This is a genomic window from Plesiomonas sp. (assembly GCF_051650925.1).
Lineage (GTDB): Bacteria > Pseudomonadota > Gammaproteobacteria > Enterobacterales > CAMTGL01 > Plesiomonas.
This window is the reverse complement of sequence record NZ_JBOFRH010000268.1, coordinates 1-19,729: the sequence shown is the minus strand read 5'-3', so window position 1 is coordinate 19,729 and position 19,729 is coordinate 1. Positions and strand designations below refer to the sequence as shown.

At 50.1% G+C, this 19,729-nt stretch carries 21 protein-coding genes; 20 read left to right on the top strand and 1 reads right to left on the bottom strand.

Going from position 1 to position 19,729, the window contains the following annotated elements:
* The 20 genes from ACRC27_RS06465 to ACRC27_RS06370 all read left to right on the top strand — a co-directional run.
* Positions 1 to 1,380, top strand: a 1,380-nt coding sequence (locus tag ACRC27_RS06465; protein WP_438639459.1) for an FHIPEP family type III secretion protein, incomplete at its 5' end; no start/stop codon positions are given.
* Positions 1,381 to 1,398: 18 nt separating this feature from the next.
* Positions 1,399 to 2,928: a flagellar biosynthesis protein FlhF gene (gene flhF / locus ACRC27_RS06460; protein ID WP_438639458.1), complete on the top strand. Its 1,530-nt coding sequence runs from the start codon at positions 1,399 to 1,401 to the stop codon at positions 2,926 to 2,928.
* Positions 2,921 to 3,808, top strand: coding sequence for a MinD/ParA family protein (locus ACRC27_RS06455; RefSeq protein ID WP_438639457.1), 888 nt, complete (start codon positions 2,921 to 2,923; stop codon positions 3,806 to 3,808). The genes flhF and ACRC27_RS06455 overlap by 8 nt, the downstream gene beginning before the upstream one ends.
* Positions 3,801 to 4,523: an RNA polymerase sigma factor FliA gene (locus ACRC27_RS06450; RefSeq protein ID WP_438639456.1), complete on the top strand. Its 723-nt coding sequence runs from the start codon at positions 3,801 to 3,803 to the stop codon at positions 4,521 to 4,523. Before ACRC27_RS06455 ends, ACRC27_RS06450 begins: the two co-directional genes overlap by 8 nt.
* Before the next feature lie 43 nt (positions 4,524 to 4,566).
* Positions 4,567 to 4,950 (top strand): chemotaxis response regulator CheY, encoded by a 384-nt coding sequence (cheY, locus tag ACRC27_RS06445; protein ID WP_438639455.1) that lies wholly within the window; start codon positions 4,567 to 4,569, stop codon positions 4,948 to 4,950.
* A 44-nt stretch (positions 4,951 to 4,994) separates the two neighbouring features.
* Positions 4,995 to 5,714, top strand: coding sequence for a protein phosphatase CheZ (locus ACRC27_RS06440; RefSeq protein ID WP_438639454.1), 720 nt, complete (start codon positions 4,995 to 4,997; stop codon positions 5,712 to 5,714).
* Positions 5,715 to 5,757: 43 nt separating this feature from the next.
* Entirely contained in the window at positions 5,758 to 8,055 is a 2,298-nt protein-coding gene (locus ACRC27_RS06435; protein WP_438639453.1) for a chemotaxis protein CheW, read from the top strand.
* 89 nt (positions 8,056 to 8,144) lie between these two features.
* A complete protein-coding gene (locus tag ACRC27_RS06430; RefSeq protein ID WP_438639452.1) occupies positions 8,145 to 9,329 on the top strand; it encodes a protein-glutamate methylesterase/protein-glutamine glutaminase in 1,185 nt (394 codons plus the stop codon).
* Positions 9,330 to 9,470: 141 nt separating this feature from the next.
* The gene (locus tag ACRC27_RS06425) at positions 9,471 to 9,959 is read left to right on the top strand and encodes a chemotaxis protein CheW (protein ID WP_438621588.1); all 489 of its coding nucleotides are present in this window, start codon (positions 9,471 to 9,473) and stop codon (positions 9,957 to 9,959) included.
* Positions 9,959 to 10,384 (top strand): DUF2802 domain-containing protein, encoded by a 426-nt coding sequence (locus ACRC27_RS06420; RefSeq protein ID WP_438639451.1) that lies wholly within the window; start codon positions 9,959 to 9,961, stop codon positions 10,382 to 10,384. The genes ACRC27_RS06425 and ACRC27_RS06420 overlap by 1 nt, the downstream gene beginning before the upstream one ends.
* Before the next feature lie 287 nt (positions 10,385 to 10,671).
* Entirely contained in the window at positions 10,672 to 11,421 is a 750-nt protein-coding gene (ccmA, locus tag ACRC27_RS06415; RefSeq protein WP_438621672.1) for a cytochrome c biogenesis heme-transporting ATPase CcmA, read from the top strand.
* Positions 11,408 to 12,070, top strand: coding sequence for a heme exporter protein CcmB (gene ccmB, locus ACRC27_RS06410; RefSeq protein WP_438621590.1), 663 nt, complete (start codon positions 11,408 to 11,410; stop codon positions 12,068 to 12,070). Before ccmA ends, ccmB begins: the two co-directional genes overlap by 14 nt.
* A 190-nt stretch (positions 12,071 to 12,260) precedes the next feature.
* Positions 12,261 to 13,046 carry a heme ABC transporter permease gene (locus ACRC27_RS06405; RefSeq protein ID WP_438621591.1) on the top strand — a complete coding sequence of 262 codons (786 nt, stop codon included), beginning with the start codon at positions 12,261 to 12,263 and terminating at the stop codon, positions 13,044 to 13,046.
* A gap of 1 nt (position 13,047) precedes the next feature.
* Positions 13,048 to 13,260 (top strand): heme exporter protein CcmD, encoded by a 213-nt coding sequence (gene ccmD, locus ACRC27_RS06400; protein ID WP_438621592.1) that lies wholly within the window; start codon positions 13,048 to 13,050, stop codon positions 13,258 to 13,260.
* Positions 13,257 to 13,778, top strand: coding sequence for a cytochrome c maturation protein CcmE (ccmE, locus tag ACRC27_RS06395; RefSeq protein WP_438639450.1), 522 nt, complete (start codon positions 13,257 to 13,259; stop codon positions 13,776 to 13,778). The genes ccmD and ccmE overlap by 4 nt, the downstream gene beginning before the upstream one ends.
* Positions 13,775 to 15,751, top strand: coding sequence for a heme lyase CcmF/NrfE family subunit (locus ACRC27_RS06390; RefSeq protein ID WP_438639449.1), 1,977 nt, complete (start codon positions 13,775 to 13,777; stop codon positions 15,749 to 15,751). Before ccmE ends, ACRC27_RS06390 begins: the two co-directional genes overlap by 4 nt.
* Positions 15,751 to 16,305, top strand: coding sequence for a DsbE family thiol:disulfide interchange protein (locus ACRC27_RS06385; protein ID WP_438629157.1), 555 nt, complete (start codon positions 15,751 to 15,753; stop codon positions 16,303 to 16,305). Before ACRC27_RS06390 ends, ACRC27_RS06385 begins: the two co-directional genes overlap by 1 nt.
* Positions 16,302 to 16,892: a cytochrome c-type biogenesis protein gene (locus ACRC27_RS06380; RefSeq protein WP_438629159.1), complete on the top strand. Its 591-nt coding sequence runs from the start codon at positions 16,302 to 16,304 to the stop codon at positions 16,890 to 16,892. The genes ACRC27_RS06385 and ACRC27_RS06380 overlap by 4 nt, the downstream gene beginning before the upstream one ends.
* A complete protein-coding gene (ccmI, locus tag ACRC27_RS06375) occupies positions 16,889 to 18,103 on the top strand; it encodes a c-type cytochrome biogenesis protein CcmI (protein ID WP_438639448.1) in 1,215 nt (404 codons plus the stop codon). The genes ACRC27_RS06380 and ccmI overlap by 4 nt, the downstream gene beginning before the upstream one ends.
* A gap of 42 nt (positions 18,104 to 18,145) precedes the next feature.
* Positions 18,146 to 18,928 carry an MlaA family lipoprotein gene (locus ACRC27_RS06370; protein WP_438629161.1) on the top strand — a complete coding sequence of 261 codons (783 nt, stop codon included), beginning with the start codon at positions 18,146 to 18,148 and terminating at the stop codon, positions 18,926 to 18,928.
* Positions 18,929 to 19,090: 162 nt separating this feature from the next.
* Here the strand turns inward: ACRC27_RS06370 and ACRC27_RS06365 are convergent.
* Positions 19,091 to 19,729 (bottom strand): OmpP1/FadL family transporter (locus ACRC27_RS06365; protein WP_438639447.1); only part of this gene is annotated, 639 nt, incomplete at its 5' end.

Here is a 19,729-nt window from a genome sequence, read left to right as displayed (position 1 = left end):
ATTTATACCCTGCTGACCATTGGTGATGGTCTTGTCGCCCAGATCCCTTCTCTGCTGTTGTCGATTGCGGCTGCCATTATGGTGACGCGGCAAAACCGCGCCGAAAACATGGGCGATCAGCTGGTTGAGCAGATGACCGGCAACCCGAAATCACTGATGATTGCTACCGGTATTTTGTTTGTGATGGGGATCGTGCCCGGCATGCCGCATCTGGCCTTTTTGTCATTGGCACTGGTATTTTCCGGTGTGGTGTACTGGAAGCTAGAACAGCAAAAACGGCAGATAGCACAAGCTGAAAATACCGCCAATACCACGCCTGATGCGCTACCTGCGCCGCAAAAAGATCTCTCGTGGGATGATGTACAACCGATTGACATTATCGGGCTTGAAGTGGGATATCGTCTGATCCCACTGGTTGATCGTGGTCAGAATGGTGAGCTGCTAGAACGGATTAAAGGGGTGCGTAAGAAGCTATCGCAGGATTTGGGCTTTTTGCTGCCCTCGGTACATATCCGCGATAATCTTGAACTGCAACCAAGCACCTATCGCATCATGCTGATGGGCGTAAATTATGGTGAGGCTGAAATTCGCCATGATTGCGAATTAGCGATTAACCCCGGTCAGGTGTTTGGCAATATAGAGGGGCAGGCCACCCGTGATCCGGCGTTTGGGCTGGAGGCGGTCTGGATAACCCCCGATCGCCGCGAGCATGCTCAAGCGCTCGGTTATACCGTGGTGGATGCTGCGACTGTAGTCGCAACGCATATTAGTCAAATTTTGATTAACCACGCCTCGCAGCTCATTGGCCATGAAGAGGTGCAAAACCTGCTGCAAATGCTCTCACGCAGCGCGCCAAAGTTAATTGAGAATTTCTCCCCAGACACATTGCCTCTCGGTACTGTGGTCAAAGTACTGCAAAACCTGCTCAGTGAAGCTATTCCGGTGCGTGATATCCGTACTATCGTTCAAACACTAACGGAATACGCACCGCGCAGCCAAGATCCTGATGTATTAACTGCCGCCGTTCGCATTGCTTTGCGCCGGATGATAGTCCAAGAGATCAATGGCAACAATCTTGAGCTACCAGTGATCACCCTTGCTCCTGAACTGGAACAGATGTTGCATAAGACCATGCAGGCCGCAGGCGGTGATGCGGGCGGTATTGAACCTGGATTGGCTGAACGGTTGCAGCAGTCAATGTTGCAGGCAGCACAAGAGCAAGAGCTACAGGGTGAACCTGCCGTTCTACTTACCTCAGGGGTATTGCGCTCCACCATGGCGCGCTTTGTTAAAAATGCCATACCCAGCTTACGGGTACTCTCTTATCAAGAAGTGCCGGATGATAAACAGATCCGCATTGTTAATTCAGTCGGTCGATAACGCCGCCAGGGGCCAGTGTTGAAAATCAAACGTTTTTTTGCCAAAGACATGCGTGAAGCGCTCGATCAAGTTAAAGAGCATCTGGGACCAGATGCCGTCATCATGTCGAACAAAAAAGTGGAAGGCGGTGTTGAAATTGTTGCCGCATTTGATGATGCGGTATCTCCTGCACCTGTCAGCCGCGCCGAGGAAGATGAAGCCGTCAAGCGTGAGCTGGTGGCACAACTCACGGCTGCCCGTAAGCGGATCCAAGAAGAGAAGCAGGGTAGTGTGCCCTTTGCATCACCGGCAAAAAAACTCTCTTTTTCTGCAAATGAAGACGATAAGCCCGTTGTCTCAGCTCCGCAAAGTGGATTGCGTGGCGCATCATCTTATCTATTACCGGAAAACCGTGTGCCAGAAAAGCGTGCGGCTGTAGACAGTCGTACAGATGAGCAAGAGCCGCCGGCTGACTCGCTCAGTGCCTTGCTTGCACGTCAGCAACGCCAGCGGCCAGATGGTGTAAGTGAACAACCACATGCTACGCGTCAGCCACAAACGCCAGCCTCCGCTCTGGGGCAGACAAGCAGCAGTTCAACCCGTTCACGCTCACGTTCACATGAAAATCACCGCGCTATCGAACAAATGCAGGCTGAAATGTTATCGATACGTCGTCTGCTTGAACATCAGGTTTCCAATCTGATGTGGCAAGAGATGGAGCGTAAAGAGCCGGTACGTGCCATGTTGATTGATCGGCTGTTGCAAATGGGCTTTCCGGCTGAACTTTCTGAGCAGTTGATCTGCTATATCCCTGAAAATACCGCTTTGGCTGAAGCTTGGTCACTGGTGTTGACCCTACTCGAAGAGCAGCTGACCATTGCTGAAGATGATCTGCTCAAGCGTGGCGGTGTGGTTGCGCTGATTGGCCCAACGGGTGTGGGAAAAACCACCACCATTGCCAAACTTGCGGCACTGTATGCTATGGAGTACGGCGCAGAGCATATTGCACTGGTGACTACCGATAATTACCGCATTGGCGCACATGAACAATTAGCAACATATGGTCGTATTTTAGGCTGTCCGGTACGGATAGCTAAAGATGCCGATGAACTGGCCGCTGTACTGTATCAGTTACGGCACAAACGCTTTATTTTGCTCGATACCGCCGGTATGGGGCAGCGTGATTTACGTTTAACCGAGCAGTTAAATACGTTGATGCAGGCTCAAGGTGAGCGGATACGCAGCTTTTTAGTTTTGCCTGCTACCGCGCAGCGCAGCGTACTGCAAGAGACAGTGGAGCATTTTCGCCGTATTCCACTGGCCGGAACTATTCTGACCAAATTAGATGAGTGCTTAAGTTTAGGCGAGGTGATGAGTGTCACTATTCAAAACGCTTTGCCGATCAGTTACATCACCGATGGTCAGCGTGTACCGGAAGATATTCGTATCGCCAACCAGCAATATTTAGTGAATCGGGCGGCAGAGTTGCTGGATAAACACACCTCTGCGCAGCATTTTTGGGCGAGCAAAGAACGGACTCTTACTCAGACAGTAGACTTTTATGACTAATGCGGTGTTGAACGATCAAGCCAGTGGCTTGCGCAGCCTGGTGCAGCCAGCCCGAACCAAAGTGATTGCCGTTACCGGTGGTAAAGGCGGTGTGGGTAAAAGTAATATCACCTTGAATGTAGCCGTTGCGTTGGCACGCCAAGGGGTTCGGGTCATGATTTTTGATGCTGACCTGAGTCTGGCGAATGTTGACCTGCTGCTGGGGTTGCGGGTCGGCAAAAATCTTTCACATGTACTGGCCGGATTATGTGAGCTGGCCGATATCATTGTCGAAGGGCCATATGGGTTAAAAGTGATCCCTGCATCTTCGGGAACACAATCAATGACCGATCTTTCTTCCGCGCAACATGCCGGATTAATCCGCGCTTTTAGCGCACTACAAGATCAAGTTGATGTGTTACTGATTGATACCGCTGCGGGTATCTCTAACATGGTAATGAGTTTCTCGAAAGCGGCACAAGATGTACTTATCACCGTGTGCAACGAGCCAACATCTATTGCCGATGCCTACGCTCTGATTAAAATTTTGAACCGTCAGCACGGTATTTCACGCTTTAAAATTGTAGTGAATATGGTGCTGAGTTATCGCGAAGGGCTTGAGTTATTCAGCAAATTGAGCAGTGTTACCGAGCGTTTTCTTGATGCTAATCTTGAACTGGTTGCCTGCATTCCGCTGGATGATCACGTGCGTCAAGCCGTGCGTAAACAGCAGGTAGTTGTTGAAGCTTACCCGCAGTCACCGGCTGCGCTGGCGTTGACAACACTGGCAAACCGAGTGCGGACATGGCCTGCACCAAACCATCCAAACGGGCAGCTAGAGTTTTTTGTCGAACGCTTGCTGCGCCGGTCGGTTGATGTCGGGGAGGGTCTCCGTGAGTAAAGCTCTTGCTTACCGACAGTGTCAGGATCGTGATAGCGAACTGATGCGTTATGTACCATTGGTTAAGCGCATCGCCTGCCATCTGCTTGGGCGTTTGCCTGCCAGCGTATTGCTGGAGGATTTAGTGCAGGCTGGCATGATCGGGCTGCTTGAAGCGTATCAAAATTACGATGCCAGCAAAGGTGCAAGTTTTGAAACCTATGCGGGTATCCGTATTCGCGGCGCAATGCTCGATGAGATCCGTCGTGGTGACTGGATCCCCCGTTCAGTGCACCGCAACAGCCGCAGCATTACCGAAGCGATTAGCCAGCTTGAGAAACAGCTAGGGCGTAATCCGCGTGATAGTGAAGTGGCTGACTATTTGCAGGTATCGGCTGATGCTTATCACCAGATGCTGCAAGATGTGAACGGCGGGCGGATTATCGGTTTTGATGATTTGGGCGTGCCTGAAGACATCGCCTTTGCACCAGAGGCGCGTCATCAAGACTTGCCTTTTCTGGGCGTAGAAGAGGGGAATTTTCAGCAAGCTCTGGCCGATGCTATTCGCACTCTTCCCGAGCGTGAAGCCCTGATTTTATCGCTTTATTATGATGAAGAGCTGAATTTAAAAGAGATCGGTGCGGTACTGGGAGTCAGTGAATCCCGGATCAGCCAGATCCTCAGCCAGACGATGCACCGTTTACGTGCCAAATTACAGGCATGGTCTGCGGTGTAAATGCCACCCTATTTTAGTCAGTAAAACCTCACCGGAGGCTCCTTTGGACAAAGAGATAAAAATCCTGATCGTTGACGACTTCTCCACGATGAGACGCATCATTAAAAACTTGTTGCGCGATTTAGGATTCAACAACACACATGAAGCCGATGACGGCACATCAGCCTTACCGATGCTGCGTAGCGGCAGTTTTGACTTTGTGGTGACAGACTGGAACATGCCTGGCATGCAGGGGATTGACCTGCTAAAAGTGATCCGTTCGGATGACGACCTACGTCATTTACCGGTGCTTATGGTTACCGCGGAAGCCAAGCGTGAGCAGATCATTGAAGCGGCGCAAGCGGGTGTGAACGGTTATATCGTCAAGCCGTTTACCTCTGCAACATTGAAAGAGAAACTCGACAAAATTTTTGTACGGATGCAGTAACACTGCTGATGCACAGTGATAGCGCCATAAAACGGAAGAGATCGATGATCACCCTTGAACAAGCCCGAGAGTTGGTGAGTTTACTTGAAGCTGGCCAGCAAGATGAGGCTAACCAAGTTATCACCACGCTGGCGGCTAATAATTATAACACCCTATTTAACGAAATCGGAAAAGTGACCCGTGTTCTGTACAGTGGTCTGTCCGAATTTAAACTTGATCCACGCTTAAACCAGCTGACGCAACAGGATCTGCCTGATGCGCAAGGCCGCTTGAACTATGTTGTTAGCATGACAGAGAGTGCGGCAAATCGCACCATGGATGCGGTTGATGCCGCGTTTCCAATTGCTGATGGCCTGGCACAACAGATTGAAGCAATTTTACCGGTTTGGCAGAAATTGTTTAACCGTGAGATGGAGCTAGGTGAATTTAAAACACTCTGTATCGAACTCGATACCTTCCTAAAACTGACTCAGCAACAGAGCGACCAGCTACGCACGCAATTGACTGAGATCCTGATGTCGCAAGATTTTCAAGACCTGACCGGTCAGATTATTCGCCGCGTGACAGGGCTGGTAGGGGAAGTTGAACAGCACTTGATCACCATCATGAAATCGTTCGGCATGCCGGAAAACGAGCAACCCGAAGAGATCACCCGTGAACAAGCAATCAGCGCCGAAGGGCCAATTCACGATCGCGAAAAGCGCAGTGATGTGGTGCAAAACCAAGATGATGTTGATGATCTGCTTTCCAGCTTAGGATTTTAACTGCCAAGCAGCCCCGCGTCTGCGCCATGTTCAGGAGTAAGTGATGAGTTTTGAATTAGATGAAGAGATCCTGCACGATTTTCTGATTGAAGCCGGTGAAATTATTGAACGGCTATCAGAACAATTGGTTGAGCTAGAGAAACAACCCAATGATAAAGAACTGCTCAATGCTATCTTTCGCGGATTTCATACCGTTAAAGGTGGCGCAGGCTTTCTTTCGTTAACCGCACTGGTTGATACCTGTCACGGCGCAGAAAATGTGTTTGACGTGCTGCGTAACGGAAAGCGCAGTATTGACTCCAATTTGATGGATGTGATCTTACTGGCACTCGATACTGTTGTTGCTCAGTTTCAGCAGATTCAGCAAGGTGATGAGCCTGAGCCTGCGGCCCCTGCATTGCTGCATGAGCTGCATCAGTTGTGTGATCCCGATAATGTCATAGAAAGCACCAATATCGGTGTTGATACTAGCCAGCCACCGGTGACCACCGCCTCGGCCGATAACGTTCATCTTGCATCGGCAACGAGCTTATCACCCGCGAACTCATCTTTCCCTAACGTATCTAACGGCAGTGCAGGGCAACTGTTGGCTGATCGTCAGTTTGGGCTGGATGATATCTCTGATGATGAGTTTGATAGTTTACTTGATGCGTTGCACGGTGTTGGGCAATCACCAACGCCTGATGCATTGAGCAATTCGGCACTGAAGTCAGCCGCTTCTGATGTCATAACACCTACGAGTAAGAATACAAACTCAACGCCTGTAGTGCCTACACCGTCGGCCAATACCACTCAAGCAAACAGCACTCATGATTCGGAAGCTGAGGGGATTTCGGATGATGAATTTGAGCGTTTGCTTGATGATCTGCATGGTGTCGGCCAATCGCCGAATAACTCACCTGCGGCAGCGGCAACACCCGTCTTAGCCTCAACGTCTGCACCAGCACAAGCCAATGCCATTTCAGATGATGAATTTGAGCGTTTACTTGATGATTTGCACGGCGTTGGCAAAGGGCCGGCACCGGCTGTGACAGCGGTACAACCGGCAGAATCGCTACATCCGCTTCCTTCCGCAGCACAAAGCGAATCAGCCCCTATTACCGAGGCACATCCTGCGCCAGCGACTGTGGCAGGCAACAGCGTACCCACTCCGGCGGCTAAAAATGCCGTCGCAGCTGAAACCACACTGCGGGTAGACACCAAAACACTCGATGAAATCATGAATATGGTGGGTGAACTGGTGCTGGTACGCAATCGTCTGGTGAGTTTAGGGTTGAACAGCGAAGATGAAGAGATGGCAAAAGCCTGTGCCAATCTTGATGTGGTTACGGCTGACTTGCAAGGCGCGGTGATGAAAACTCGCATGCAGCCCATCCGTAAAGTTTTTGGCCGTTTCCCACGCGTGGTGCGCGATCTGGCGCGTAGCCTGAAAAAAGAGGTACAGCTTGAACTGAGCGGTGAAGATACCGATTTGGATAAAAATCTGGTTGAGGCACTGGCCGATCCGCTCGTCCATCTGGTTCGCAACGCCGTCGATCACGGCATTGAGATGCCTGACGTTCGCCAGCAGGCCGGTAAGCCAGCACAAGGCTCGGTACGTTTGTCCGCCTCGCAAGAGGGGGATCATATCCTGCTGATTATCGAAGATGATGGCGCAGGAATGGATGCCAACAAACTGCGCAGCATCGCGGTAAATCGCGGCATGATGGATGAAGAGACGGCAGCACGGCTGAGTGATAACGAAGCTTACGCACTGATTTTTGCCCCCGGTTTTTCCACGAAAAAAGAGATCTCTGATATTTCGGGGCGCGGTGTGGGAATGGATGTGGTGAAAACCAGTATCACCAAACTCAACGGCGCAATCCATATTGACTCCGAACAAGGGCGTGGTACACGCTTAGAGATCAAAGTACCGCTGACGTTGGCTATTTTGCCGACTCTGATGGTTGGAGTTGCCGAACAAACATTTGCCTTGCCGCTGGCCTGTGTGAATGAGATTTTCCATCTTGATCTGCGCCGTACCAATAAAGTTGACGGTCAGTTAACCACTATCGTGCGCAATAAAGCCATTCCACTGTTTTATTTGCAAGACTGGCTGGATAAAACACACAGCAGCGAACCACGGCCGCAATTTGGTCATGTGGTGATAGTCCAGATAGCACATCAACGAATTGGTTTTGTCGTCGATACTCTGATTGGTCAGGAAGAAGTGGTGATCAAAGCACTCGACAAACTGCTACAGGGTACGCCAGGTATGGCGGGTGCTACCATCACCAGTGATGGCGGTATTGCCTTGATCCTCGATGTTCCCGGTCTACTAAAACACTATACCGGCCGATAACTATGATGGCGGTTGCGGCTAAGGCTGATACCGCCAATAAACATAAAAGATGCCGGCAAGGTGCCCGACAAAAAAGAATAAGTAGAGAGATGATGAGTATCAAAGTGTTGGTGGTGGATGATTCGGTATTTTTTCGCCGGCGGGTGAGTGAGATCCTCAATAGTCATCCGCGAATAGAGGTGATTGATACCGCAAGCAATGGTCGTGATGCGCTGGAAAAAGTGCAGCAATTGAAGCCTGACGTTATCACTATGGATATCGAAATGCCGGTGATGAACGGGATTGATGCTGCGCGCGCCATAATGCGTGTCAGCCCGACCCCGATATTGATGTTCTCTTCGCTGACCCACGAAGGCGCAAAAGCCACACTTGATGCACTTGATGCCGGTGCAGCTGACTTTTTGCCGAAAAAATTTGAGGATATTGCTCGTGATCGGGAAGAAGCTGTCGCAGTACTGCAACAGCGAGTGATCTCGATTGCTCGCCGACGTCGTTTGCCCGTACAACGTACTGAAACTGCGGCGACATCGGCAGTGAATCCTGCGCGTACTCCATTAGGTACAGTGCTGAAGTCTTCTGCTGCAGGGGCCGTGTCAGCCCTTTCTGGGGGGCAGGTTGCCCATAGTAGTGCAACACGGACAGTATTATCCGCGCCGCACTCGCCGCGCAGTAATGCGCATCCACGTCGTAGCGGTAAAAGTTACCAATTGTTAGCCATTGGTACATCAACTGGCGGGCCGGTGGCATTGCAAAATTTACTAACACAGTTTCCGGATAACTTTGCACAGCCTATTTTGCTGATTCAGCATATGCCAGCTACCTTTACTGCCGCTTTTGCTGCCCGCTTAAACAACCTGTGTAAAATCAGAGTAAAAGAGGCTGCAGATGGCGATCTATTACAGGCTGGCGTGGCGTATTTAGCACCCGGTGGTAAGCAGATGGTGTTAGATGGCCGCCCAGGATCTATGCGTATCCGTATTCTTGAAGGTGGTGAGCGCATGAATTACAAACCCTGTGTGGATATCACATTTGCATCTTGTGCTCGCCAATATAAAGACAAAGTGTTGGCCGTGGTGCTGACCGGTATGGGCGCTGATGGGCGCGATGGTGCAATGTTGCTGCATACACAAGGCGCAACTATCTGGGCACAAGATGAAGAGAGTTGTGTGGTATATGGTATGCCACAGGCAATAGTGAAAGCTGGTATTGCTAGCGAAATTTTACCATTGAGTAAAATCGGCCCGCATATTTTAACGGAAATGGGCGCAATTTAGCCCGTTTGCCACTGTAGCGTTTCTCTTTTCAGAGAACGATACACTTAAGAGATGAGTACACCCTCTGTTATTACTCAGGGCGCTGATTTTTCTCGTATCTCGAAATAAAAAATAGTAAGAAAACAGGTTGAGGAACCGAACATGAGCCACATCAAAACGATGGAATCAGGCAGTCAGCGCGATCAGGTGTTGCAGTGGGTGACCTTCAAGTTGGGGGATGAAACCTTCGGCGTGAATGTAATGCAGGTGCGAGAAGTGCTGCGTTACAGCGAAATTGCCCCCGTACCGGGAGCCCCAGCCTATGTGTTGGGTATTATTAACCTGCGCGGTAATGTGGTGACTGTCATTGATACCCGTGCCCGTTTTGGTTTATATCCAAATGCGATTACCGACAATACCCGTATTGTGATCATTGAAACAGAACAGCAGGTGATCGGTATTCTGGTTGATAGCGTGGCAGAAGTTGTCTATTTGCGTACCTCTGAAATTGATAAAACACCAAGTGTTGGCACTGATGAAAGTTCACGCTTCATTCAGGGAGTATCGAACCGCGAAGGCGAGCTGCTGATTTTGGTCGATTTAAATAAATTGCTGACCCACGATGAGTGGGATGAGCTGAGCGGCTTGTAATGACTATCGTGATCATGGCGCTGCTTGGCGTACAGGGCGTTATTTTACTGGGCTTACTGTGGGGATTCTGGCGTTTGCGTCAGCAACACCAGTTGGCGTTACGGCGTGTTGAGGCTAGTGAAGTGCTGCTAAAAGCCGCCAGACGACAATTTGAAACCATGGATAAAACACTTGAAGAGCTGCATGGTGGCTTTATGGGGTTAGGCAATGAGCTGCATCAGGTAACAGACAAACAAGATCGCCTTACCCAAAAGCTTGCTGAAGTTACCTATGCTGATCCCGAGCAACGTTTGTACAGCCGTGCCACTAAATTGGCTGAAATGGGGGCGGGGCTAGATGAGCTGATGAGCGAGTGTGAACTACCAAAAGCGGAGGCAGAGCTGTTGCTAAATCTGCACCGTCAGATTAAAGAGCGCCGCGGATAGGCTTAACCGTATCATTATTGATGACGACAGATGATCCTGCTTGCGCTGGATCATCTTTCCACGCATTTTCCCCCGAAAAGAGAACAAAGCGCATCATTTGCGCTTGAATTTAGGGGCTGTTCACGTGAGAATTCACGCTAACTTGCTGAAGTAATTGAACTTTTAATAACCATTAAGAGTTATTGTACTGTATGTCAAAACCCAGTAGTAGCAAGTGTTGAAATAACCGATTGTGCCATTGATTGTGTTATTATTGTGTAATCTTTATCAATGTGTTTACAAAAACCATGCTGGAAGCCTGTGAATTAAGCTGTATCCGGGGTGAGCAATTACTGTTTTCCGGACTCAATTTCACTGTAACACCGGGAGAACTGGTACAGATAGAAGGCCCTAACGGTGTCGGAAAAACCAGCTTGCTGCGGATTCTGGCGGGTCTTTCACATCCTGCATCCGGTGTGGTGCGCTGGCAAAGTGAATCAATTACGCGTAGTCGCGAAACCTACCATCAAAGTTTACTCTACCTTGGCCATCAAGCCGGTATCAAACCGGAGTTGAGTGCATGGGAAAATCTGGCGTTTTACCACAAAATCAACCTTGCGCGAGCAGGGATCTCCACCCATGACATCTTACCGGCACTGCCTAATATCACGCCTGATGACCTGTTTGAGGTCCTTGCTCTTGTCGGTTTGGCAGGGCGTGAAGATCTACCGGTTTGGCAGCTCTCTGCTGGGCAACAACGTCGTGTCGCATTAGCCCGTTTGTGGCTGACATCCTGCCGATTATGGATCTTAGACGAACCATTGACCGCCATTGATCGTCACGGCGTACAGGTGCTGACGCGTCTATTTGAACAGCATGCGGAGAAAGGCGGTATCGTCCTGCTGACCACCCACCAAGAGATGCTTACCCAACGTTCAACCTTACTGCGCAAAATCAGGCTGCAAGCGCTAACGGAATCTGCTGATCCATCTCAAGTGCAAGATCAGATCAGGCACGGGATTAAGCATCAGGAGAGTAATTCGCATGATTTTCACTGATATTATCCGCCGTGAGTTGCGTATCGCCATGCGCCGCAGAGCCGATATCGTCAATCCGCTGTGGTTTTTCCTGATGGTGATCACCCTCTTTCCGTTGGGGATCGGCCCCGAGCCTGCGGTGCTGATGCGCATTGCACCCGGTATTATTTGGGTTGCCGCACTGCTCTCGGCTCTGCTTTCACTTGAGCGGCTGTTTCGGGATGATTTTCTTGACGGCTCGCTCGAGCAGATGATGCTGCTGCCGATTCCCTTGCCGCTTGTGGTGCTGGCCAAAGTCTGTGCGCACTGGTTACTGACCGGACTACCTCTACTGCTGCTCTCACCGCTGGCCGCGTTGCTCCTTTCGCTCGATACCGCCACATGGCGAGCGATGGCTCTGACACTGCTATTGGGTACACCAACACTGAGCCTGCTAGGGGCTATTGGGGTTGCGTTGACCGTAGGTCTGCGTAAAGGCGGTGTGTTGCTGAGTTTATTACTGCTGCCGCTCTTTGTGCCGGTACTGATTTTTGCTACTTCAGCAATAGATACTGCCAGCATGCAGCTACCCATTAACGGGCAGTTGGCCATTCTTGGCGCAATACTGGCCGCTACCCTGACGTTTTCGCCTTTTGCGACCGCGGCAGCATTACGCATTAGTGTTAATTGATTTACGTTGATTTACCGGTGCAAATTTGCAGACTGTTGACAACACAATGTGAATGAATAGAAGGCCTTGTATCCCTAGCATGGCCTGTATGTGGCGTGCATCATTGATGTGAATAATTTTTCTACAGAATATGTTTAAACCCGTTTTTTGAACTATTTTTTGAACCATTTTGTGAGCAAGGGTATCTAGAATGTGGAAATGGTTACACCCGTTGGCCAAACCTGAAGTGCTGTATCGCCTGTGCGGTACGCTGTTACCTTGGTGTGGTGCAGCCACCGTGCTAACACTGTTGCCTGGTATTATCTGGGGGTTAGCTTTTGCTCCGGCTGATTATCAGCAAGGTGACAGTTTTCGGATTATGTATATCCATGTTCCGGCCGCAATTTGGTCTATGGGCGTGTATGCCAGCATGGCTGCCGCTGCATTTGTCGGGCTGGTATGGCAAATTCGTCAATCAGATATGGCAGCAGCAGCCATGGCCCCGATTGGTGCGGTATTTACCTTTATCGCTTTGTTTACCGGTGCGGCATGGGGAAAACCCATGTGGGGCGCATGGTGGGTATGGGATGCCCGCCTTACTTCCGAGCTGGTGCTGCTGTTTCTCTATCTGGGGGTCATGGCGCTCTACAGTGCCTTTGATGACCGCACACTGGCAGCGCGTGCAGCCGGTATTTTGGCGCTGGTGGGCGTAGTCAACTTGCCGATTATTCACTTCTCAGTAGAGTGGTGGAATACCCTACATCAGGGTGCAAGTATTACCCGTATGGCAAAACCGGCCATTGATAACCGCATGTTGTGGCCACTGCTGCTGTGTATCGCCGGATTTTTATTTTTCTTTATTACGCTAACCCTGATGCGTTTGCGTAATGCCCTATTACAGCGCGATAGCCAGCGTCCGTGGGTGCATGCACTGGCGCATTCACAAGTGCATTCAGATTCACAGCCGTCTGCCGGCACAACCGACAAGGAGTGTTGAGATGACCCCTGCCTTTAGTTCACTGGCTGACTTTTTCGCCATGGGAGGCTACAGCTTTTATGTCTGGCTCTCGTTCGGCCTGACCATATTGTGCATGGCCGGTTTGTGGTTTAGCAGTTGGCGTGAACGCCGAATTATTTTACGTGATGTGTTGCAGCGCAGTGCGCGGGCGCGTCGTATGCAACAAGCTCACCCGCGGGAGAACCAGCTATGAACCCACGCCGTAAAACGCGCTTATACATTATTTTAGCCGTGGTGCTGGGCATCTCATTAACCACAGGGCTGGTGCTGTATGCGTTGCGTCAGAATATCGATCTCTTCTACACCCCAACGGAACTTGTTCAAGGGAAAGGGGTTAATCACCAAAAACCGGAAGTGGGGCAGCGTTTGCGGATTGGTGGTCTCGTGGTACCCGGTTCGATAAAACGTGATCCTGAATCACTGAAAGTCTCTTTTAAAGTGATCGATATCGGCCCGATGGTTACGGTTGAATTTGAGGGTATTTTGCCTGATCTGTTTCGTGAGGGGCAGGGCATAGTGGCACATGGCACGCTAAAAGATGCGACCACCATTGCCGCCTTTGAAGTACTGGCTAAGCATGACGAGAACTATATGCCACCGGAAGTTGCAGAAGCGATGCAAAAAGGCGGACACCAGCCAGCAACGGCTGCGCCGCAACAAAATAGCCCGCAACAACAGGATCAACAGAAAAGCAGCGGGGAAGTGAAATGATCCCAGAAATTGGTAATTACGCTCTGAGTCTGGCGCTGGCCGTCTCACTGCTGCTAAGCGTTTATCCGCTAATCGGTGCATCGCGGCAAGATACCCGACTGATGGCAGTCTCTCGGCCGTTAGCATGGGCACTGTTTGCAACTGTCGGGATCTCTTTTCTTTGCCTGACCTATGCCTTTATCTACAACGATTTTACTGTGGCTTATGTCGCGAATAACTCCAACAGTCAGTTGCCTATCTACTACCGGATCTCTGCAGTATGGGGATCGCACGAAGGCTCACTGTTACTGTGGGTGATGTTGCTGGCGGGCTGGACTGCCGCCGTAGCACGGTTTAGCCGTCAGATGCCGGCAGATGCGGTGGCTCGCGTGTTAGCGGTCATGGGCATGATTAATGCCGGATTCCTGCTGTTTATTATTATTACCTCTAACCCGTTTACTCGTACGCTTCCTTACTTCCCAACAGATGGGCGCGATCTTAACCCGCTGTTGCAGGATATCGGGCTAATTTTCCACCCGCCATTGCTGTACATGGGCTATGTCGGCTTCTCGGTGGCTTTTGCCTTTGCTATTGCCTCACTGATGACAGGGCGTTTAGATACTGCATGGGCGCGCTGGTCACGCCCGTGGACACAAGCTGCATGGGTATTCCTAACAGTTGGTATCGTACTGGGGTCATGGTGGGCTTACTATGAGCTGGGCTGGGGTGGCTGGTGGTTCTGGGATCCGGTTGAAAATGCCTCATTCATGCCGTGGCTGGCAGGCACCGCTTTAATGCACTCACTGGCAGCTACCGAAAAACGCGGTACGTTTAAAGCATGGACAGTACTGCTGGCAATCAGCGCATTTTCGTTAAGTTTACTGGGCACATTTTTGGTGCGTTCTGGTGTACTGGTTTCCGTGCATGCTTTTGCCTCTGATCCGGCCCGTGGCATGTTTATTCTCGGTTATTTAGTGCTGGTGATCGGCAGCTCACTGCTGTTGTATGCGATCAAAGGTGGGCAAGTGCGTAGCCGCGTACGCAATGAGCTTTACTCCCGTGAGAGCTTCTTGCTTGGCAATAACGTCATGCTGGTTGCCGCATTGATTGTGGTATTGATTGGTACTTTGTTCCCATTGGTACATAAACAACTGGGCTTAGGCAGCATCTCAATTGGTGCGCCGTTCTTCGATACCCTGTTTACTTGGCTGATGGCACCGTTTGCCCTGTTGCTGGGTGTTGGGCCGTTGGTGCGCTGGCGCAGAGATGAGCCTTCTGCGCATATCAAACGTTTGATGATAGCTCTACTGATCACCTTCGCGGCCTCTGTTGCACTGCCGGCTCTCATGATGGACCAGATTAAAGCGATGACGGTTGTCGGCCTGCTGATGTCGATTTGGGTGATAGTGCTGACACTGATGGAACTGCATGAGCGCGCTACGCATCGCCACCGCTTTTGGGTGGGGTTGACCAAGTTACCGCGCAGCCATTGGGGTATGGTGCTCGGCCATTTAGGGCTGGCTGTTACGGTTATTGGCATTGCATTTACGCAAAACTACAGTGTTGAGCGTGATGTTCGCATGGTTGCGGGGCAATCTATTGATATTGGGCAGTATCACTTTACCTTTGAAGGGGTACGTGATGTTAAAGGCCCGAACTACGAAAGTGCGCGTGGCATACTGCAAGTCTCTGAAAACGGCAAACAAGTTGCTACTTTGCATGCGGAAAAGCGTTTTTATCCAGTCACTCGTGCGGTGATGACCGAAGCAGGAATTGATGCGGGAATTACCCGAGATCTATATGCCGCACTGGGTGAAGACTTGGGTGACGGTGCATGGGCGGTGCGGGTTTACTACAAACCGTTTATCCGTTGGATCTGGTTTGGCGGCCTGTTTATGGCGCTCGGCGGCGTGCTCTGCATGCTTGATCCCCGTTATCGCTTGCGTAAATCGGCCCCTGCTCACAACACGTCAGCAAAAAGCGAGGCTGAATAATGAAACGTAATCTGCTGTATATCCCCCTTGTTCTATTTTTAGTGGTTGTTGTGGCATTTTTGGTTCAGCTCATTCGTAATGCTGGCGGAGAAGACCCAACAACCTTGGAATCTGCATTGGTAGGAAAACCGGTGCCAGAGTTTACGCTGGAGTCACTCAATCAGCCGGGTAAAGAGTACGATCGTAGCCTGTTTGTGACCGGCCAGCCGATGCTGCTGAATGTGTGGGCAACGTGGTGCCCGACCTGCTATGCCGAACACAAATACCTCAATCAACTGGCTGCAAACGGTGTTCGGATCATTGGCCTGAATTATAAGGATGACCGCACCAAAGCGGTAAAATGGCTGAATGATTTGGGTAACCCTTACCAGTACAGTTTGTTTGATGGGAGTGGTTTGTTAGGCATGGATTTAGGTGTATACGGCGCGCCGGAAACCTTTGTGATCGACGGAAAAGGGATTGTGCGTTACCGCCATGTGGGTGATGTAAATGAACAAGTTTGGCAGACTACCTTAAAACCGTTGTATGAAAAACTACAGGAAAAGCAATCATGATCTTGCGCAATACATCGCGCCGAAAGTCAGGCTTTAGTGGCCGAGTCATTGCGCAGTGCAGCGCGTTAGTTGCCGGATTAGTGCTGGCTGGTAGCGTGTGGGCAACGGTAGATACGTTTGAATTTAGCAGCCCACAGCAAGAACAAGAGTATCGCAGCCTGACAGAAATGTTGCGTTGCCCAAAATGCCAGAACAATAATATCGCCGACTCAACGGCTATTATCGCAACGGATATGCGGCAAAAAGTGTATGAATTACAGCAAAAAGGCTATAGCAAAGATCAAATCGTACAATATATGGTTGATCGCTATGGGAATTTTGTCACCTATGACCCTCCGCTGACTCCGGCAACCCTGATTTTGTGGGTTGCACCACTGTTGTTTGTGCTGGTCGGGGCGGGAGTGATTGTCGCACGTAGCCGTAAGGGGCGCTCTCAACATAAGCGTGCTGACGTACAGAGTGCAGAGAATAACGGCTCAAAAGGTCATGATGCTAAGGGTATCGATGTGGTGATGCTGAGCGCAGAAGAGCAGGCGCGATTGGACGATCTGTTAAAACCGGTTGCCGCAAAAAAGGATGAATCATGATGCTATTTTGGATGACAGCCGCACTGTTATTGCTGCTGGTTTGTTTAGCGTTTGTCTTGCCCGCGTTCAGACAACACTACCATGCTGACAACAGATCACGCGATGCATTGAATAAAGCCTTCTTTAATGATCGCCTGCGTGAACTTGATAGTGATGATGATCAGGGGCTATTGCCACAGCGTCAGGAGATGGTCAGCGAGCTGCAACAAACATTGCTGGATGATATTCCAGTGGCCAGCACCACGTCAGCAGCACCGTTAAGCCGTTGGGTTCTGCTGCCCGGTGTGCTCGTACTGGCGGGGCTGAGTATCGGTTTGTATTGGGGATCAGGGGCATATTCTGAGGTGAGTGCATGGCAGCAGGTGGCAAACAATCTGCCGGCACTGTCAAAACGGGTGATGGAAGAGGATAAAAATCCGCTGACACAAGAAGAGCTCACGCAGTTTGCACTGGCGCTGCGTACCCGTTTGCAACAAGAACCGGATGATGCGCAAGGCTGGTTATTGCTTGGGCGTGTAGGGTTGGCATTGGGTGATGCTTCAATGGCAACTCACTCACTGGCTAAAGCCAATACGCTTAGCCCGAATAACTCAAGTATTCAACTTAGTTACGCACAAGCCCTGATTTTATCTACCGATGAGCAAGATAATCAGCAAGGCCGCAGCTTGTTGGCCGATGTTTTGCGTACTGATCATACTAATATTCAGGCACTCAGTTTACTGGCATTTAGTGCTTATGAGCGTGGCGATTACCCACAAGCCATCAGTGCATGGAAAATTATGCTAAAATTATTGCCAGAAGGTGATAGCCGGATCACAGTTGTGCAACGCAGTATGGCGCAGGCCGAACAACAGATCAGTGCGCCGAAGACCTCGGTTAGCGTAAATGTGGCCATTTCACCGCAAGCGCAAGCTGCTCTGTCAGACGCGAAAGTGCTCTACGTATCGGCCTTAGAAGCGGGTTCACCCATTCCGGTGGCAGCCAAGCAGATACCGATTAGCCGTTTTCCATTACAGGTAACGCTCAGTGGCGCTGATGCGATGATAGCAGACCGCCCGTTGAGTGAAATAAAGAATCTGGTGGTGCGTGCCCGTTTATCGCTTGACGGGCAGGCAATGCCACAATCAGGTGATTGGTACGGCGAAAGCCAGCCACTGGTTTTTGATGGTCAGGCGCAGGTTAATATCACCATTGATAAACAGAAACCTTAATAACGAATTTAATGTGGGCTGACGTTCACTCAATGGAACAACATGGATAACAAAATTGCGCTTAGTGTGTTGCTGGCAACCAGTCTACTGGCTGGTTGTTCAACAACGGCGGAAAAAGCAGACGCCACAAAAGTAAACACACAGGTAACAGACTCAAACTCAGAGATTTATGATCCGTTTGAGGGGTTTAACCGCACTATGTGGAATTTCAACTACACGGTGCTCGACCCCTATTTTTTACGACCGGTTGCCGTTGGGTGGGATAGTATTCCTAAACCTGTGACAGCAGGGGTTCGTAATATGCTCAGTAACCTTGATGAGCCAGCCAGTGCGGTAAACTATTTACTGCAGGGAAAACCGAAGAAAGCGATTATTCATTTTAACCGTTTCTGGATTAACAGTACCTTTGGTTTACTCGGGTTAGTAGATGTTGCTACGCCAGCGGGACTACCAAAACAAGATCAGCGTGAGTTTGGTCATGTATTAGGGCATTACGGTGTGGGATATGGCCCGTATGTCATGGTCCCTGCTTATGGGCCATTTACGCCACGTCAGGATCTCGGAGGTATTGTTGACTCAACGTACGTACCGCTGGCGTTGTTAACCCCGTGGGGTTCACTGGCAAAATGGGCCATTGAAGGGGTAGATACCCGTGCGCGCTCATTGAATAAAGATGCTCTGCTGAAGAACTCATCAGACTCGTACATTCTGATCCGTGATGCCTATTTCCAGCATCAAGACTTTATTGTTAATGATGGCCATGCATCACAAAAAGAGAATCCGAACGCAAAAGAGCTCAGCGATGTGCTTGATGAAATTGATTAATTTCTACATTCGTGATTAATCCGTGCACTAAAAAGTACACAGAGCTCTATTGATATTTATCGATAAAAAAGGCGCTGATCTAAGATCAGCGCCTTTTGTTTAGACACGGTTATTGAGATAACTTATTTTTCTATTCTGGCCGCTTTTATCCGTTTTTTTCCATCAAAAAACATACGACAACTGCACGCCGGTTAGCCAGATATCACCGCTCGCCTGACCAATAAAACTACCCGGAACATGGTGTTCGCTCGGATCAGAAATATGGCTGCGCGGCTCACTCACATCCGCTTTTTTACCCATAATGTAGGTCAGCCCCAGATCAACGGTCATCGCAGGTGTCATGGCATAACCGACACCGGTACTGAGCCAATAGCGGTCAGTTTCCGGTATGCTGAGCGTGCGGTTGGCATGGCTTACCGCAGCCCTGTCGTAGGCAACACCGGCTCGCCAAGTAGTTTGCTGATCCATTTTCCATGTTGTTCCCACCGCTAAACGGTAGGTATCGCGCCAGTTCTCAATTTTTACCGTATCACTACCAATTCCATCAATATTTGCTACTAGAGAAGCGAATTTACTCCATTGTGTCCAGTTGAGGCTTGAGTGAATCGCCCATTGCGAATTGAGTGCGTGAACGGCGGCCAGCTCAGCGGTTGCTGGCAGTGTTAGCGGTAAAACGCCAGCCATCTTTTTATTTGGGTTTGTAGGGTTATAGGCCAACCCATTTGCGTGCCCAGTTAAATCCAGTTTTACCTCTGACCGGTAGCTTGCACCAATACGCGTTTGCTCTGTGGGTTGCCATAC

Coding starts and splice junctions, on each gene's coding strand:
- ccmD (WP_438621592.1), top strand. CDS start 13,048: ATGACCCCTGCCTTTAGTTCACTGGCTGACTTTTTCGCCATGGGAGGC.
- ACRC27_RS06455 (WP_438639457.1), top strand. CDS start 2,921: ATGACTAATGCGGTGTTGAACGATCAAGCCAGTGGCTTGCGCAGCCTG.
- ccmI (WP_438639448.1), top strand. CDS start 16,889: ATGATGCTATTTTGGATGACAGCCGCACTGTTATTGCTGCTGGTTTGT.
- ACRC27_RS06440 (WP_438639454.1), top strand. CDS start 4,995: ATGATCACCCTTGAACAAGCCCGAGAGTTGGTGAGTTTACTTGAAGCT.
- ccmA (WP_438621672.1), top strand. CDS start 10,672: ATGCTGGAAGCCTGTGAATTAAGCTGTATCCGGGGTGAGCAATTACTG.
- ACRC27_RS06435 (WP_438639453.1), top strand. CDS start 5,758: ATGAGTTTTGAATTAGATGAAGAGATCCTGCACGATTTTCTGATTGAA.
- ACRC27_RS06390 (WP_438639449.1), top strand. CDS start 13,775: ATGATCCCAGAAATTGGTAATTACGCTCTGAGTCTGGCGCTGGCCGTC.
- ACRC27_RS06380 (WP_438629159.1), top strand. CDS start 16,302: ATGATCTTGCGCAATACATCGCGCCGAAAGTCAGGCTTTAGTGGCCGA.
- ACRC27_RS06425 (WP_438621588.1), top strand. CDS start 9,471: ATGAGCCACATCAAAACGATGGAATCAGGCAGTCAGCGCGATCAGGTG.
- ccmB (WP_438621590.1), top strand. CDS start 11,408: ATGATTTTCACTGATATTATCCGCCGTGAGTTGCGTATCGCCATGCGC.
- ACRC27_RS06405 (WP_438621591.1), top strand. CDS start 12,261: ATGTGGAAATGGTTACACCCGTTGGCCAAACCTGAAGTGCTGTATCGC.
- ACRC27_RS06370 (WP_438629161.1), top strand. CDS start 18,146: ATGGATAACAAAATTGCGCTTAGTGTGTTGCTGGCAACCAGTCTACTG.
- ACRC27_RS06385 (WP_438629157.1), top strand. CDS start 15,751: ATGAAACGTAATCTGCTGTATATCCCCCTTGTTCTATTTTTAGTGGTT.
- ccmE (WP_438639450.1), top strand. CDS start 13,257: ATGAACCCACGCCGTAAAACGCGCTTATACATTATTTTAGCCGTGGTG.
- ACRC27_RS06420 (WP_438639451.1), top strand. CDS start 9,959: ATGACTATCGTGATCATGGCGCTGCTTGGCGTACAGGGCGTTATTTTA.
- ACRC27_RS06430 (WP_438639452.1), top strand. CDS start 8,145: ATGATGAGTATCAAAGTGTTGGTGGTGGATGATTCGGTATTTTTTCGC.